Annotated in this window: 16 protein-coding genes; 6 read left to right on the top strand and 10 right to left on the bottom strand. The window is 52.4% G+C overall.

Annotated features, from left to right (window positions below):
* Window positions 1-15 precede the first annotated feature (15 nt).
* Window positions 16-966, bottom strand: coding sequence for an ATP-grasp fold amidoligase family protein (locus AC6I8A_RS01800; RefSeq protein WP_008109972.1), 951 nt, complete (start codon window positions 964-966; stop codon window positions 16-18).
* Between the two features lie 8 nt (window positions 967-974).
* On the bottom strand, window positions 975-2,231 hold the full coding sequence (locus tag AC6I8A_RS01795) for an oligosaccharide flippase family protein (RefSeq protein WP_497817926.1): 1,257 nt from the start codon (window positions 2,229-2,231) through the stop codon (window positions 975-977).
* Window positions 2,232-2,757: 526 nt separating this feature from the next.
* Between AC6I8A_RS01795 and AC6I8A_RS01790 the strand changes: the two genes are divergently transcribed.
* The gene (locus AC6I8A_RS01790; RefSeq protein WP_497817925.1) at window positions 2,758-3,153 is read left to right on the top strand and encodes a transposase; all 396 of its coding nucleotides are present in this window, start codon (window positions 2,758-2,760) and stop codon (window positions 3,151-3,153) included.
* A 931-nt stretch (window positions 3,154-4,084) separates the two neighbouring features.
* On the opposite strand, the gene AC6I8A_RS01785 is transcribed toward AC6I8A_RS01790, so the two are convergent.
* Window positions 4,085-5,038, bottom strand: a complete 954-nt coding sequence (locus tag AC6I8A_RS01785; RefSeq protein WP_497817924.1) for a DMT family transporter — start codon at window positions 5,036-5,038, stop codon at window positions 4,085-4,087.
* Between the two features lie 72 nt (window positions 5,039-5,110).
* Window positions 5,111-5,941 (bottom strand): AraC family transcriptional regulator, encoded by an 831-nt coding sequence (locus AC6I8A_RS01780; RefSeq protein ID WP_256698160.1) that lies wholly within the window; start codon window positions 5,939-5,941, stop codon window positions 5,111-5,113.
* Window positions 5,942-6,064: 123 nt separating this feature from the next.
* Between AC6I8A_RS01780 and AC6I8A_RS01775 the strand changes: the two genes are divergently transcribed.
* The 3 genes from AC6I8A_RS01775 to AC6I8A_RS01765 all read left to right on the top strand — a co-directional run bounded on the left by AC6I8A_RS01775 (window position 6,065) and on the right by AC6I8A_RS01765 (window position 7,566).
* On the top strand, window positions 6,065-6,592 hold the full coding sequence (locus AC6I8A_RS01775; RefSeq protein WP_256698159.1) for an isochorismatase family protein: 528 nt from the start codon (window positions 6,065-6,067) through the stop codon (window positions 6,590-6,592).
* Between the two features lie 72 nt (window positions 6,593-6,664).
* A complete protein-coding gene (locus AC6I8A_RS01770; RefSeq protein WP_101763056.1) occupies window positions 6,665-7,108 on the top strand; it encodes an Xre family toxin-antitoxin system antitoxin in 444 nt (147 codons plus the stop codon).
* Window positions 7,105-7,566, top strand: a complete 462-nt coding sequence (locus AC6I8A_RS01765) for an RES family NAD+ phosphorylase (protein WP_256698156.1) — start codon at window positions 7,105-7,107, stop codon at window positions 7,564-7,566. The genes AC6I8A_RS01770 and AC6I8A_RS01765 overlap by 4 nt, the downstream gene beginning before the upstream one ends.
* Before the next feature lie 72 nt (window positions 7,567-7,638).
* On the opposite strand, the gene ssb1 is transcribed toward AC6I8A_RS01765, so the two are convergent.
* Window positions 7,639-8,193, bottom strand: coding sequence for a single-stranded DNA-binding protein SSB1 (gene ssb1, locus AC6I8A_RS01760; RefSeq protein ID WP_008109965.1), 555 nt, complete (start codon window positions 8,191-8,193; stop codon window positions 7,639-7,641).
* Window positions 8,194-8,415: 222 nt separating this feature from the next.
* On the opposite strand from ssb1, the gene uvrA reads away from it, so the two are divergent.
* Both uvrA and AC6I8A_RS01750 read left to right on the top strand, forming a co-directional pair.
* Window positions 8,416-11,244, top strand: a complete 2,829-nt coding sequence (uvrA, locus tag AC6I8A_RS01755) for an excinuclease ABC subunit UvrA (protein ID WP_256698155.1) — start codon at window positions 8,416-8,418, stop codon at window positions 11,242-11,244.
* 211 nt (window positions 11,245-11,455) lie between these two features.
* Window positions 11,456-12,520 carry an NAD(P)-dependent alcohol dehydrogenase gene (locus AC6I8A_RS01750; protein ID WP_497817923.1) on the top strand — a complete coding sequence of 355 codons (1,065 nt, stop codon included), beginning with the start codon at window positions 11,456-11,458 and terminating at the stop codon, window positions 12,518-12,520.
* A 6-nt stretch (window positions 12,521-12,526) separates the two neighbouring features.
* Here the strand turns inward: AC6I8A_RS01750 and AC6I8A_RS01745 are convergent, their stop codons facing one another.
* The 5 genes from AC6I8A_RS01745 to AC6I8A_RS01725 all read right to left on the bottom strand — a co-directional run bounded on the left by AC6I8A_RS01745 (window position 12,527) and on the right by AC6I8A_RS01725 (window position 16,061).
* Window positions 12,527-12,877 carry an MmcQ/YjbR family DNA-binding protein gene (locus AC6I8A_RS01745; RefSeq protein ID WP_265300658.1) on the bottom strand — a complete coding sequence of 117 codons (351 nt, stop codon included), beginning with the start codon at window positions 12,875-12,877 and terminating at the stop codon, window positions 12,527-12,529.
* Between the two features lie 3 nt (window positions 12,878-12,880).
* Complete coding sequence (locus AC6I8A_RS01740; RefSeq protein WP_061718371.1) at window positions 12,881-13,297, bottom strand: secondary thiamine-phosphate synthase enzyme YjbQ; 417 nt, start codon at window positions 13,295-13,297, stop codon at window positions 12,881-12,883.
* Between the two features lie 187 nt (window positions 13,298-13,484).
* A complete protein-coding gene (locus AC6I8A_RS01735; RefSeq protein WP_256698154.1) occupies window positions 13,485-14,678 on the bottom strand; it encodes an amino acid aminotransferase in 1,194 nt (397 codons plus the stop codon).
* A gap of 48 nt (window positions 14,679-14,726) precedes the next feature.
* The gene (locus tag AC6I8A_RS01730) at window positions 14,727-15,341 is read right to left on the bottom strand and encodes a YitT family protein (RefSeq protein WP_008109953.1); all 615 of its coding nucleotides are present in this window, start codon (window positions 15,339-15,341) and stop codon (window positions 14,727-14,729) included.
* Between the two features lie 228 nt (window positions 15,342-15,569).
* On the bottom strand, window positions 15,570-16,061 hold the full coding sequence (locus AC6I8A_RS01725) for an Lrp/AsnC family transcriptional regulator (RefSeq protein ID WP_497817922.1): 492 nt from the start codon (window positions 16,059-16,061) through the stop codon (window positions 15,570-15,572).
* Window positions 16,062-16,173: the final 112 nt, after the last annotated feature.

Here is a 16,173-nt window from a genome sequence, read left to right as displayed (position 1 = left end):
TTTGCTGTGTGATACTTAAATTTTCTTCAATACGGCCGGAATGGTCACTTCCGTCACCGTGATGCCCGGTATCTTCGTACCGCGACGATCCTGAATCCACATATCACCCATCATCTGATTGAGCCCGCGATCCAGACCGGTCACCAAACCCGCGCCCGGCGTAAAGGTCAACTCGCCGAAGTAGATCTGTTCTTTATCGATGTACCAATCCACGCGCACATAATCGAAATCACTCGCCAGCTTTTTACTCAACGCCAACGCGTGCTGCAACGAGGCCATTTGCGGCGTCACGTCCAGACCGGTATCACGAATTTTATGATACGCCTCGTTGAGGTTGTTGACGTAAAAGTTCATCGACAACAGCGGATTGCAGCGGTTGTAGATTACCTGCAACACATACTCAAAGCTGCCGTCGCGCTTGTTGAACATGTGGAACTTGTAGTCAATCGGCGCCGATTTACCATCGCCAATGTACTGCTCCACCAGAATGCGCGGCTTGATGTAGCGATAGTGAATCTCGCGCGCTTCGTTGGCGAAATCGGTCTTCAGCCAGCGATGGCAGTCGCTAATAATCTGCTGCTTCTTCAGGGCATCCGGCTCTTCCAGCAAAATCTCCACCATGTTAGAGGCGTGATTCGGCTTGATGACGGTATTTTTCCAGCTCGGCAGCGTGTGCAAAGAGCTGGGATCGCTGGTCTCGTACACCAGCGGGATCAGGTATTCGCTGCCCACTTTCTCGGCGATATATTCGCGCACCGAATATTTGTCCGACAGACGACCATACATCTGATAATCGCCATGGATGAATTTGCGGTACAGCACCTTCTCGTTAAACACTTTCGGCTCACGCAAATTGGGCAGTTTGCGGAACTTATGAAAATAGTAGATACGATCCTGGTATGCCCAGGGCATCTTCTTGATGAAGTACTGCACGCTTCTTCTGAGTTCATCTTTCAACTTGAGCATATCTGACCTCATTTGTAGGTTTTGTAGTTGAGTGAGGAAACCTGGATTTTTTGGATGACGCCGTTTTTGAAGGAGTAATTCATTACGGTAAGAGACAGCAATTCTGAGATGAAAACGCTCCATGCGGCACCCATGATGCCGTAGCCCTGGATCAGCCACCACGACAGCGGCAAGCTGATCACCATCAGGCAAACAATTTTCTTCAACAGATAATTAAACCCGCCTTCTTTGACCATGTAGCGATACGCTACGGTCCCCATCGCCGAAAAGCAGGTCGCTAACGACAACAACGTAATGAGACTTCCTGACTGTGTGTACTCGTGACCATATAAAGCGATGATGATTTTTTCGCCGTACATTGCGATCACCGCTAACAACAACAATGAAACACCCATGACATAACCATTAAGCCGTGCTGTCAGCTTGATGGCGGCTTCTCCACGCTCGCGGAAGATTTCCGAAAAGCAGGAAGTGATGATGGCGACCGGGATAAAAATCCAGGAGGCCGAAATGGTATTGGCGGCGGCAAACAGCCCGAGATCGCGCGCCGAGGCGATGCCCGCCAGGAACATCTGTGCCGCTTTCACCTGCACCGAGATAAAGATGCTGGAGATGGCCAGCGGTAATCCGGCATACAGCAAATAGCGCAGATAGGTGTTGCGCTTATCCTGCGGCGGCGCCACGTCCTGATTTTCGCGGTAAAAGTTAAAACGCTTAATCACATACGGCACCAGCGTGACGGCGACAATCGATACGGTCAGCCACAGCGGATTGAGGTGCAGCCAGGCAATGGCAAAACTTAAGCTGAAGCCCAGCAGCAAACCGACAGAGTTGGCGATGGTGTTCAGTCGCGACGCTAAGCGCGCATTGTTGTAGACACTGAAGGTGTCCTGCGTCACGAAAACCGAAGAGATAAACGAGGCCAGTGCAAAGGCGAGGAAGTTTTCCTGCATGTTGTACCAGACCCAAATCAAGACGGGCAGCGATGTGAGCAACAGCAAAACCATGCGCATGTTGCGCGCTACGGTCATCAGGCGCAGCCCTTTCGGCGCACTCTTACTGATACGTTTAAACAGAATGGTTTCCGTACCGAAAATCGCCACGGTCTGCACCATGGAAAACAGCGAGGTCGAAAACGCCATTTGGCCAAAGATGGTTGGACCAAAGGATTTTGCCACGTAGGAGGTCACAAATATGACGCCGAACACGGAGACGATCTTTTCAGACATCATCCAGGCGGCATTAGACATTACGCTCAATTTCATTGACTGATCCTTAGTATTACGAACTACAACAACTTTCGGTACAACGTCCTTGAAATGAATTAACAAGCGCTCAGTGGGCCTGACTTAAATTATTAACTTCAAACCAAACTGGTCCGAAAAATGAGACTCGCGTCAGCAATTAGGAATTATATTCAGGAAAATTCCGATTATATCCGGTGCGAAACTCGGTGGATGTAAACGATTTCAGCTTAAATTCTAAGCAAAGGTTTACTGGCACACCCTGACATTTCTGCAAGTGGTTTATGCCGTTTTTCCAATGAATGTAGTATTTTTCTGCATTTGGGATGGAGAGAATTTATATCAAAAACCTAAAGCCAGGAAGGCGTTCAATGCCATTCGGAATAAAATAAGATTTATCCCATGATGATATTTCTTCTAAATATCTTAATTTAACCCTCGCAATTCAAATCGCGCACTTTAATACTGAATTAATAGTGTTTTTGCAGTGCCAGATATTAATACAGTAATTCTCATCCACTAATTGATAAGAAAGGTAATAGCATTTATGAGAAAGTCACGATATAGCGAAGAGCAAATCACAAATGCCATTAAAGCTTCTGAAACGGGAGTGAAAGTCAGGGAGATTTGTGAGGAGCTTGGCATTTCCGAGGCCACTTTCTATAGCTGGAAGAAGAAGTTTTCTGGGCTCTCTTCCGAGGAAGGTCGAAAAATCAAGGAGTTGGAAGATCAGCTTCTTAACCTCACGCGTCAACTGCAATCTCTGAGTTCCGATAAAGAGATGCTGCAAAGCGTATTGAAAAACTTCTTTACCACGAATGAAAAGCGTCAGGCGGTTAACTTTCTGCAAACGACATTCGACATAGGTACCCGTCGTAGCTGTCGTTTACTGGATATTAGCCGTAGCGTTTATCATTATCCTGCAGGTACAGATAATCGCTAACACCATTAAGGCCGATGTTATTTGACTTAATGCTGAGATTTGTTCTTACCAGAAGATATGAAGATCATTTAATACGGCGTTCACAACATAACAATTCGCTCCAATTTTTCCTGATGAATACCATCGCGGAATTGCTTCCTTTTTTGCGGTAAAATAGATTCACATCAGCAAAAGTCTCTCTATTCAAGCCATTCAAACGAAGTCCAATCTCATTTCGGTGAGATTGGCGCTTCAATTATTACTTTACCAACATTAATCATCAGCCCTGAATGCAGACAATTCTGTTAAGCATTAATGAACAACGGTGTGTAACCGTTCACACATAACCTCTGTTATTAACTGGACCTACTCCTGAATTCATTCATCATTCGGTTGACGCGCGTAGACCAGCATTCCTTATCAAGCCGCCAGGAATAACCCTGATAAGAAAGGTTATCGAGCCTAAACAATAACAGCCAAAAAGTGGGGGATAAGTTAAATTACTGCACCCTATTCATCGTTACGCTTAATGGTTTTTTGCCAAAGATTAATGGAATCTTTCTTAACATCGCCCTATTCCCTTAAGCAAAAAGTGGCTTTCGAGTGCCAATCTTCAGTGCCAAACGGCAATAAACGGTAGGTTAGATGCATGTTTTTCCGCCTTAACGCGCCGGTTTTTTCCACTTTAGGGCCTGCTATAGCCAGGAAGAACGAAGATTAATGAAGGTTTAGTGCGCCTTCATACGGCCAAACACTGTCGCGCGGGACGCAGCGACATGTCTGTTTATGACAAATCAGGGCTGAAAAAGCGGCTGAAATAAGCCGAAAAGTTATATCGACGGCCTGGTCAGCGTCAGAAAGCGGGATTAGAGGTGTGAAAGAGGTTGGTCAAATTCTTAAAATACAGCGGAGTACGCTGCCGAAATGTTTTTCAGCAGCGCTCATTGATGACTTATACCGCTGTAATATGCGGCTGAGGTTTAATGCGCATTGCGTAGATTACGCCAACAATCAAACAGCCAATGCCGACCGCAGTTAACAGCGGCGGCCAGCTTTGTCGCCACAGGAATGTCCACAGCAATCCGGCTAAGGTTTCGAACACAATCAGCGGCCCCATGATCACCGTTGGTACGCGTTGGCTGGCAGCATTCCAGCAAAGTGTGCCCAGCCATGAGCAGATCAGCCCGATACCTAACATTAATAATAGAAAGCGTTGCGGCTGCGGCCCGAAGGGCAGCGCAAACTCAGGTTGTTGCCAGTGGAGCTGTACGCAGACCAATAGATAGAACACCAACGCCTGCGGCAGCGTCACCAAACCTTGTGCCGTCGCCCAGCTGGATGGCTTGTGCTGGGGATGCGCGCGCAACCATAAACCATTACGCAGCGGATACCATGTCCAGCATGCCACAGCCAGAACCGCTAACCCTAAACCGGTGAGATAGCGCGACCAATCAAATTCGGGACCTTGCGTCTGAAGTTCGGCGGCATTCACGCAAACCAGGCCTGCGGCAATAATCAGCAAAGCTGGCGTCAGTTTGCGCCACGGCAAACGCCCTTCAAGATGGCCATAACAGAGATTGGCCGTCACGGTAATCACCACCGGCAAGGTGCCGATAATCATGGTCGAAATGGGTGCGCCGGTGCGTTGAATCGCGCTGGCGAGAAACGCGTAATAGAGTAAATTGCCAATCAGCGACAGCTTCAGCGCTTCAATCCAATCTTTGCGCGCCAGCTGACGCAAACGACGGCGATCCAGCCAGGCCAGCGGCAACACCACCAATCCAAAGGCAACGTAGCGTCCGGCAGATTGTAAGGTGCCCGGATAATCCGGTATCAGCAGCGGACCCACAAAGATCAATCCCCACATCAGTCCCGCTGCCAGCGCAAACAGTATTCCAGCAAACATAAACTCTTCCTTTATAGGCATTCCGCTGCAGTGTGACGCAGGCGGAGGCGAAAGGCTTGTAGCAGATTGCGGTTAGCGTGAAGGGAACACTTGTTTTTGATAGCGGCCCGGCGTGATGCCGTAGCGATGCGCGAAGGCGCGGGTGAGATGTGCCTGATCGGTAAGACCGACCGATGCCGCAACGGTTGCTGCACTGTCACCGCGCGCCAGCTGCTGCTTCGCGGCGAACAGACGAAAAGCCATCAGCATTTGATGCGGCGTAACGTGGAAGTGCTGTTTAAAACTGCGCAGGAAATGCCACGGCGACAGGGATGCCAGCGCAGCGAGTTCTTCAAGCCGTACCGGTTCGGCGAGGTTTTCACGCAAATAGTCTCTTACCGCATCAAAGCGATGTGCACCTTCGGCAGGTCGTTGCTGTCCCTGACGCGCCAGCGGACGCATTAACTCCAGCAGTTCAAGCAAATTGCTTTCGCGCTCCAGTGTGGTTTCCGCCTGCCACATCTGCGCCAGCAGTTGCGAAAACGGCTGCGCCAGTCGCGCATCGGTGCGCAGCGCATCGGTGAACCACCAATCACGGTCGCCGGTCAGACGATCCATCTCCCGCGGATCGATGTAGATCATGCGATAGCGCCAGCCTTCGTCGCAGGCAGATTCACCGGTGTGCAGTTCATCGGGATTCATCATCACTAACGAATGCTGTGGCGCGGTGTAATTGGCGCCGCGATAGCGAAAACGCTGGGCGCCGGACTCAATCGTACCGATGCCAAAGGCTTCATGGGTATGCGGTTCAAAAGCGTAGCGGGAGATGTGCGCCTGATACAGCTCGATGCCCGGCAGCTCAGCGAAATGCTGAAACTGCGCACGATCTTGCTCACAAGGAAAGATTTCAGGAACCACCTTCACAACACACCTCCGGAATAAAAGCGCTTATAAGCATGCGCGGCAGTGGCGAGAAATGCAAAGGTGAATTGCTTTACCTCTACGCGTCGGCAATCCACACTGAGGCTTCAAACTTAGGAGAGTGAAATGGCGAATCGAGTCGTAGTTGTGGTGGATATGCAAAATGGCGTGCTGGCAACGCCGCGTTTTGATCGCGCCGGACGCTGTGAGCGAATCAATCAGTTAACCGCTGCGGCCGATCAGGTGATCTTCATCCAGCACGTTGGGCCAGGTTTAGAAGTTGATTCAGTTGGTTGGGCGATTGTGCCCGAGCTGCAGCAGCCAGCCAACGCCATCTTCATTAATAAGACCGCTTGCGATAGCTTCTGGCAAACAGATCTCGCCGCTCAACTCGACCAACTCGACATTAAAAGCTTCGTCATTTGCGGCTGCGCGACCGATTACTGTGTCGATACCACCATCAAAGTCGGCGCCAGCCTCGGCTATCACATCACCGTCGCCGCCGATGCGCATACCACCGCCGACCGCACGTATGTTTCCGCGCAGCAGCAGATCAATCAGCACAACGAAGTGTGGGCCGATTTGATTATGCCGGACAATCCGGTGCGGGTGCGTGAGACGGAAGCGTTATTGCGGGAATGGCGACCGCATTAAAGGTTCTGCTATTGAAAACTTCTGACAAGTGTCAATAATAGAGTATGACATTTGTCAGACTTGGAGAATCTTATGAGAGCCTACATTCCTGATGGCAAATCACATGACAATGCACTTTGGCGCTTTGCTGGCTTACCCCCACGCGGATTGGAGCTAACTCGCATGCTTGAGGCGGGCTTGCCGGTCGCGGTGATTGATGACATTCGTCATTGGTCGGCAATGAGTAGAGCCGAAATTATGAAGGTCACTGGCATCAATGAGCGAAATATTGCCCGCCGTAAAAGCGCAGGTAAAAGCTTGTCACCCGATGAGAGCGAACGCATAGCCCGCTTCGTCCGAGTGATGGATGCAGCCGTTCAATTGTTTGGTGGTAATAAAGAAGATGCTACGCAATGGTTAAGCCGGCCGGTCAAAGGATTAGGCAACATTGCACCTATTACCTTGCTAGCCACTGAAAGCGGCGCACTGGATGTGCTCGATTTGATTGGCCGTTTGGAGCATGGTGTCTTCTCGTGATTTTCTATCGGCTAACCAAAACGCTATACGCTTCTGAAGCCTGGACCGGCAACGGTGCGAAACAGTATGGTGGCCGCTGGAATCACAAAGGCCACCCAACCATTTATGTCGCGACCTCGGTTTCACTTGCCGCGCTTGAAGTGCTGGTGCACGTTTCGAACGAGTCGATTTTGGATGAGTACACTTTATTCAGCATCGAGATTCCTGACGATGAAGTCTCCTACATTTCAGAAGACTTTTTGCCTGCTGACTGGCGCCAGGATCCGGCTCCAGTTTCAACTATGGATTTGGGCACAGGTTGGCTGCAATCGAGAGAAGGTGCAGCACTGATCATTCCTTCAAGCATTATTCCGATGGAAAATAATGCGATATTGAACCCGGAGCATCCAGTATTTGAGAGTTATCTGTCGAGCGTAAATAAGTTACCGTTTGCATTCGATAAACGATTGATAAAATAAAAAAACATCCTCTTTTGAATAACAAAAAGCCCCGCATTGCGGGGCTCTTAACAAATACTACGTTCTGCATTTTTAGAACGGAATATCGTCGTCAAAATCCATTGGCGGTTCGTTGTTGGCTGGTGCGCTCTGCTGCTGTGGACGCTGTTGCGCACCGCCGCTGAACTGGTTACCACCGCCCTGCGGCTGCTGTTGTGGCTGCTGTGGCTGGCCCCAACCGTTGTTATTGCCGCCGCCCTGGCCGCCCGAAGGTGCGCCACCTGCGTTCGCGCCCTGCTGACGTCCGCCCAGCATCTGCATGGTGCCGCCAACGTTAACTACCACTTCAGTGGTGTATTTTTCCTGGCCGGCCTGATCGGTCCATTTGCGGGTGCGCAGCTGGCCTTCGATGTAAACCTGAGAACCTTTACGCAGGTATTCGCCAGCCACTTCCGCCAGCTTGCCGAACAGCACAACGCGGTGCCATTCAGTGATCTCTTTGTTTTCACCGGTTGTCTTGTCGCGCCAGCTCTCTGACGTGGCCAGCGTAATGTTGGCTACCGCGCCACCATTTGGCATGTAGCGCACTTCCGGATCCTGACCCAGATTCCCGACTAGAATCACTTTGTTTACGCCACGACTGGCCATGTTGCTGTCTCCCGATGAGTTGATGCTAAAAGTCTAAGCGAAAAATTGTATCACGTCACATTGGCGTGTGCCCACTTTAGAGCGGGATTCCAAAATTTATCGGCGGACAGAATAGCAAAAACACTGGATATTTATTCAGTTTATTTTTTGTGCCATAATGGACCGTTTCTGCTGGTCGTGCTGGCAAGGCATGGCGAGTGTTGTTCAATCCGGGAAAGGTGAATGGATAAGATCGAAGTCCGCGGTGCTCGCACCCATAATTTGAAGAACATCAACCTGATCATCCCTCGCGATAAGCTCATTGTGGTCACCGGTCTGTCAGGTTCCGGTAAGTCTTCGCTGGCGTTTGATACGCTGTATGCGGAAGGCCAGCGTCGCTATGTCGAGTCGCTGTCGGCCTATGCGCGCCAGTTTCTTTCATTAATGGAGAAACCGGACGTTGACCATATTGAAGGTCTGTCGCCCGCCATCTCCATTGAGCAGAAATCGACTTCGCATAACCCACGTTCCACCGTCGGCACCATTACTGAAATTCATGACTATCTGCGCCTGCTGTTTGCACGCGTGGGTGAGCCGCGCTGTCCGGATCACGACGTTCCACTGGCGGCGCAAACCGTCAGTCAAATGGTCGATCAGGTGCTGTCGCAGGAAGAAGGCCGTCGTCTGATGCTGCTGGCACCGGTGGTGAAAGATCGCAAAGGCGAGCACACCAAAACGCTGGAAAACCTCGCCGCGCAAGGCTACATCCGTGCGCGTATCGATGGTGAAGTGTGCGATCTGTCGGATCCGCCGAAACTGGAATTGCAGAAAAAGCACACCATTGAAGTGGTGATTGACCGCTTCCGCGTGCGCGACGATCTGGCAACGCGTCTGGCCGAATCCTTCGAGACCACGCTGGAACTGAGCGGTGGTACGGCGATCGTCGCCGATATGGATGATACCAGCGCCGAAGAGATGCTGTTCTCGGCCAACTTTGCCTGCCCGATTTGTGGCTACAGCATGCGTGAACTCGAACCGCGCCTATTCTCGTTCAACAATCCGGCCGGTGCCTGCCCGACCTGTGATGGCCTGGGCGTGCAGCAATATTTCGATCCCGATCGTGTGGTGCAAAATCCCGAGCTGTCGCTGGCGGGCGGCGCCATTCGCGGCTGGGATCGCCGTAACTTCTACTACTTCCAGATGCTGCGCTCGCTGGCTGAGCATCTGCAATTCGATGTCGAAGCCCCGTTCAACAGCCTGAGTGACAACGCGCGCCATGTGATTCTGTACGGTTCCGGCAAAGAGAATATCGAATTCAAATACATCAACGATCGCGGTGACACCTCGGTGCGCCGCCATCCGTTTGAAGGCGTGCTGCACAACATGGAGCGCCGTTATAAAGAGACGGAATCCAACGCGGTACGCGAAGAGCTGGCGAAATTTATCAGCAACCGCGCCTGCGCCAGCTGCGAAGGCACGCGCCTGCGTCGTGAAGCACGCCATGTTTTTGTCGAAGACACCAACCTGCCAACCATCTCAGAAATGAGCATCGGTCATGCGATGGATTTCTTCGCTAACATGAAGCTGAGCGGCCAGCGTGCGCAGATCGCGGAAAAAATCCTTAAGGAGATTGGCGATCGCCTGAGCTTCCTGGTGAACGTCGGCCTGAATTACCTGTCGATGTCACGCTCGGCGGAAACGCTGTCCGGCGGTGAAGCGCAGCGTATTCGTCTGGCCAGCCAGATTGGTGCCGGTTTGGTCGGCGTGATGTACGTGCTGGATGAACCGTCTATCGGCTTGCATCAGCGTGACAACGAGCGCCTGCTCGGCACGCTGATTCACCTGCGCGATCTCGGTAATACCGTGATTGTGGTGGAGCACGATGAGGATGCGATTCGTGCCGCTGACCACGTGATCGATATCGGTCCGGGCGCCGGCGTGCACGGTGGTCAGGTGGTTGCGGAAGGCGATGTGCACGCGATCATGGCGAATGAAAATTCCCTGACCGGCCAGTTCCTCAGCGGCAAACGTGAGATTGCCATCCCTAAACAGCGCGTCAAAGGCGATCCCGCTAAAGTGCTGAAACTCACCGGTGCGCGCGGTAACAACCTCAAAGATGTCACGCTGACGATTCCGGTCGGCTTGTTTACCTGCATCACCGGCGTGTCCGGCTCCGGTAAATCAACGCTGATCAACGATACGCTGTTCCCGATTGCGCAGCGCCAGCTCAATGGCGCTACCACCATCGAAGCCGCGCCGTATCGTGAGATCGCGGGTCTCGAGCATTTCGATAAAGTGATCGATATCGATCAGAGCCCAATTGGCCGTACGCCACGATCGAATCCCGCGACCTATACCGGCATTTTCACGCCGGTACGTGAGCTGTTCGCCGGGGTACCGGAAGCGCGCTCACGCGGCTACAATCCGGGCCGCTTCAGCTTCAACGTGCGCGGCGGACGCTGCGAAGCTTGTCAGGGCGATGGCGTGATCAAGGTAGAGATGCACTTTCTGCCGGACATCTACGTGCCGTGCGACCAGTGCAAAGGCAAACGCTATAACCGCGAAACGCTTGAGATCAAATACAAAGGCAAGAGCATCCACGAAGTACTGGATATGACCATCGAAGAAGCGCGCGAGTTCTTTGATGCGGTGCCGGCGCTGGCGCGTAAGCTGCAAACGCTGATCGATGTTGGCCTGTCGTACATCCGCCTCGGCCAGTCTGCGACCACGCTCTCGGGCGGTGAAGCGCAGCGCGTTAAGCTGGCGCGTGAGCTGTCCAAACGCGGCACCGGCCAGACGCTCTATATCCTTGATGAGCCGACCACCGGCCTGCACTTTGCGGATATTCAGCAACTGCTGGAAGTGCTGCATCAGCTGCGCGATCAGGGCAACACCATCGTGGTGATTGAGCACAACCTCGACGTGGTGAAAACCGCGGACTGGATTGTCGATCTCGGCCCAGAAGGTGGTAGCGGCGGCGGTGAAATCCTGGTGTCCGGCACGCCAGAAACGGTGGTGGAGTGTGAAAAATCACACACGGCGCGTTTCCTTAAACCAATGTTGAAGAAGTAATTTTCTCCCAGGCCCGCCATTGCGGGCCTGATTTTTATCTGTCGAATTCCGCAACGAAATGCAGGAACAGGCAAGAATCAGACAACTTCAGGCATATACGCATTCCATCCTGCTGACTATCCTTACAGCGTTCCTTTTGGCGTGACTCACGCGCCTTTTATCCCTGACGGGATCCCGCATAAAAATCACGACACATCCTACTGGAGACACCATGAATATTACGCATGCCTATGCCGCACAGGACGCGAAAGCAAAACTCGCCCCGTTCGACTTTAAGCCACGCGAACTGCGCGCTCATGATGTGCAGATTGAAGTGTTGTACTGCGGCGTCTGCCACTCTGACCTGCATACCGCGCGCAACGAATGGCGCAACACCATTTTCCCTGTGGTGCCGGGCCATGAAATCGTGGGTCGCGTCACTGCCGTTGGCGCGCACACTCACAATCACAAAGTGGGTGATTTGGTCGGCGTGGGTTGTATGGTTGATTCCTGCCGCAGCTGTCCAAGCTGTCAGGAAGGGCTGGAGCAGTATTGCGAAAATGGCTTCGTTGGCACTTATAACGGTGAAGACCGTGAAACCAAAGCCATCACCTACGGCGGTTACTCCACCAGCATGGTGGTAGATGAAAGCTTCGTGCTGCGCGTACCCGAAAATCTCGATCTGGCAGGCGTTGCGCCGCTGCTGTGTGCCGGTATCACTACCTACTCGCCGCTGCGTCACTGGAATGTCGGTCCGGGTAAAAAAGTCGGTATTGTCGGTTTGGGCGGCCTCGGTCACATGGGCGTGAAACTGGCTCATGCGATGGGCGCACATGTGGTGCTGTTCACCACGTCACCGTCAAAAATTGAAGATGGTAAACGCCTGGGCGCGGATGAAGTGGTGATCTCGAAAGATGCCGATCAAATGGCCGCGCACACTAACAGCTTTGACTTCATCCTGAACACCGTTGCGGCGCAGCACGATCTCAACCCGTTCATCGCCCTGCTGAAGCGTGATGGCAACATGACGCTGGTCGGCGCGCCGGAGCACGATCACCCGGCACCGCAGGTCTTCAACCTGATCTTCAAACGTCGCAGCATCGCCGGTTCACTGATTGGCGGCATTGCGGAAACCCAGGAGATGCTGGATTTCTGCGGCGAGCACGGTATCACTTCAGATATCGAACTGATCGCGATGAATCAAATCAACGAAGCCTACGAACGTATGCTGAAAAGCGACGTGAAATACCGCTTCGTGATTGATATCAATACCCTGCGCGAAGAATCTGCGGCTTAATTCGCCTCAGTGTTCATCATGGTTGACGCCCGCTTCACGCGTGGCGTCAGCCTGTTGCCAGGAAGCATCCACCAGATAGTAAATCTGCGAATCCTTCAGCGAACCATCCAGCCACAACGTGCTCCAGTGCGACTTGTTTAAGTGCTCGCTGGGAAACACATCGTTATGCTCCTCACGTAATAATTCCGCCAGCGCAGGTGTCGCCTTCAGCGACAAAGCCGGACGCCCTTTGACCTCATAAAGCATGGCAAACAGCACGCCTTCACTTTTAATCTGCGTCGCCTGCCAGCACTCTTTAAAGCTTTGCTCCGCGCCCGGCTTGCTCATGCAGTACGTCAGTAAATCCGATGTGTTCATGTTTTATTCCCCTTGTAAGGTCGCCACGATACGCCGCGCACCGCCCTGCACCCGATGTTCACCCAACCAGATTCCCTGCCATGTGCCTAACATCAGGCGACCACGGTTGACCGGAATCAGGAGCGAAACGCCGAGTAGCGACGATTTGATGTGTGCGGGCATGTCGTCGGCCCCTTCGTAGTCGTGCTGATAAGGCGCACTTTCCGGAACATGGCGTAAAAAATGCTGCTCCATATCGCTGCGCACCGTGGGATCGCAATTCTCATTCAGCGTTAACGACGCCGATGTGTGTTGCAGCAGGAGATGCAATTGGCCGACGCGCACATCGGATAAGCCGTGAAGCTGGCCGACAATCTCGTCGGTAATCAGATGAAAGCCGCGCGCTTTGGCGCCAAGCGTAAGCGTTTGTTGATGCCACATGCCAGAATCCTAAAAGTAATCACACCGTTTAAGTGTGCAGCATGTCGGCGAAAGGTAAACCCTGAAGAGAGGAAAAAGCGGCAGAGCGTGAACTCTGCCGCCTGAAGGTTAGTCGCTCAGCTTAGCGGCCATGGTTTTGATACTGGATGATGTCAGCGTGGTGGCTCTGTGTTGACTGGGTGTTGACTCACATTACCGCAGCAAATGCCTCAGCAACCTGGTTGACGTTACGGCTGTTCAGGCCGGCAACGCACATACGGCCGCTGGCAATCAGGTAGACGCCGAACTCATCACGCAGGCGATCAACCTGCTGCGCGCTCAGGCCGGTGTAGCTGAACATACCGCGCTGCTTCAGCAGGTAATCGAAGTTTTGACCTGGCAGCTTGGTGCTCAACACATTCACCAGCGCCTGGCGCATTTCGATAATGCGCAGACGCATCGCTTCCACTTCTGCCAGCCAGTTATTCAGCAGCGCTTCGTCGTTCAGCACGCATGAAACCACCTGCGCACCAAAGTTTGGCGGGCTGGAGTAGTTGCGACGTACGGTCGCTTTCAGCTGGCCCAGCACACGAGCGGATTCTTCCGCGCTGTCGCAGACAATGGACAAGCCGCCAACGCGCTCGCCGTACAGCGAGAAGATCTTGGAGAACGAGTTGCTCACCAGCGCTGGCAAGCCGGCAGCCGCAATGGCGCGAATGGCATAAGCATCCGCTTCCATGCCCGCACCAAAGCCCTGATAAGCGATATCGAGGAACGGAATCAGCTCCTGCGCTTTCAGCACGTCGGTGGTTTCATCCCACTGCGCATTAGTCAGATCGGCGCCGGTTGGGTTATGGCAGCACGGATGCAGCAGCACGATGGATTGTTTCGGCAAGGTTTTCAGTTTGGCGATGAACGCATCAAACTTCACGCCGTTGGTTTCTGCGTCGTACCACGGATAAGTCTCTACTTCGAAGCCCGCACCGTTAAAGATCGCGATATGGTTTTCCCACGTTGGATCGCTCACCCACACGTTTGACGCTGGGAAGTAACGCTTAAGGAAATCAGCACCGACTTTCAGCGCACCTGAGCCACCTAAGGTCTGGATGGAGGCAATACGGCCCGCGTGCAGCATCGGATGTTCTTTACCGAACAGCAGCGGTGCAATGGCGTTGCGGTAAGCGTTCAGACCTTCCATCGGCAGATACAGCGATGCCTGATGCGGCTGCGCCTGCAGGCGCTCTTCTGCTGCGGCAACTGCCTGCAGCTGAGGAATGATGCCCGCTTCGTTGTAATAGAGACCGATGCTCAGGTTTACTTTGTTATCGCGCGGATCTTGTTTGAAGGTTTCCATCAACGACAGAATCGGATCGCCGGCATAGGCATCAACGTTTTGAAACACGGTGCAGATCTCCATGATTGGTCAGAAATAAGAGGTAAAGATGCGTCATCAAACCATGTAACGGCCGGGACGATGATTCATTGCGATGATGAGATTGAGGATCACCGCGCCCGCGATGGAAGCAAACAGCATCGGTAACGACACCACAAACAGTGACGCTAATACCACGCAGGTATCAACCGCCATTTGCAGTTTTCCGGCACGCAGACCGATGCGGTCCTGCAGCCAGAGCGCCAAAATATTGATGCCACCGAGGCTGGCTTTATGACGGAACAACACTATAAACCCAATGCCCATCACCACGTTACCGAACAGTGTCGCATAAAACGGATTTAGCGCAGAAAAATGCACAAACAGCGGATGCAAATGGGTAAACAGCGACACCAGGCCAACCGCGCAGAAGGTTTTCAGGGTAAATTCCCAGCCCATGCGTCGCACGGCCAGCCAGTAAAATGGCAGGTTGATCAGGAAGAAGGCGCTACCAAAAGAGAGCGGCGACAAATAGCTGATTAAGAAGGCAATACCCGCCGAACTGCCGGTCAGTGCGCCAGCCTGTTTCAGCATGATGACGCCGAAAGAGACCATCAGCGTGCCGAGGACGATCGCCAGCGCATCTTCAATCAGCGAATGGGGAACTTTGGTGGGTTGAACAACGTTATCCATGGATTAATCTCATTGCAAATGATGCGGTTCAAATGCAAAAAACGCACCACATCGGCGACGTATGCGCGCCGCCGATGGGTGCCAGCGATTATCCAATTGATAACTAAGGCGCTTTATTGCAGGTTTTTGTGCATCAATTGAGACTCAAACCATCAACCCATGCACAAATCTGTTTTCTGGTGCGCGTTTTTTGCATTATTAAGGCAATAATTGCACCAGATTAGCACATCACGCACTTTTTTGGCGCGTTTTGTGCTGCGGGATTATCATCACACCGTTCTCTTTTAAACGGCTCAATACCACGGACGTTTTCACGTGCGCCACGCTTTGATGACCAGCCACTAACTGGCTGATTAGTGCGCTCAATGACGCCAGATCGGCCACCGCTACTTTCAGCAGATAGTCGGCATCGCCAGTGGTTTTAAAGGCATCGACGATGGCGGCTTCTTCTTCCACCATGCGATGGAAACTCTCTTCGTAATCCGGCGTATGGTTTTTCAATCGCACTTCAATCAATCCCACCATGCCAAGGCCCACCGCGTCGGGCGAGAGCCGCGCGTGATAGCCGAGAATGAGATTGGCCTGCTCAAGATTGATGCGGCGGCGTGAACATTGCGATGCCGAAAGTCCGACTAAATCACTGAGTTCCTGGTTGGTGAGGCGTCCGTTAGATTGTAATAATGTCAATATCTTAAGGTCGTGATCGTCTACCTGAGTCATTCTGTTTCCACAGCGAAATAAGGGGCGCTTTGCTACAGATAACCTGATTGAAGCCGGGGTTGTCCAACACTATTTTCTGATGACGTGAAATGCATGCACAAAACGTGCATGC

It is taken from the genome of Pantoea sp. X-Soil-ISGK-275, from assembly GCF_059730795.1.
Note: the sequence above shows the minus strand (reverse complement) of the source record. Positions and strands in the feature narration are given on the sequence as shown.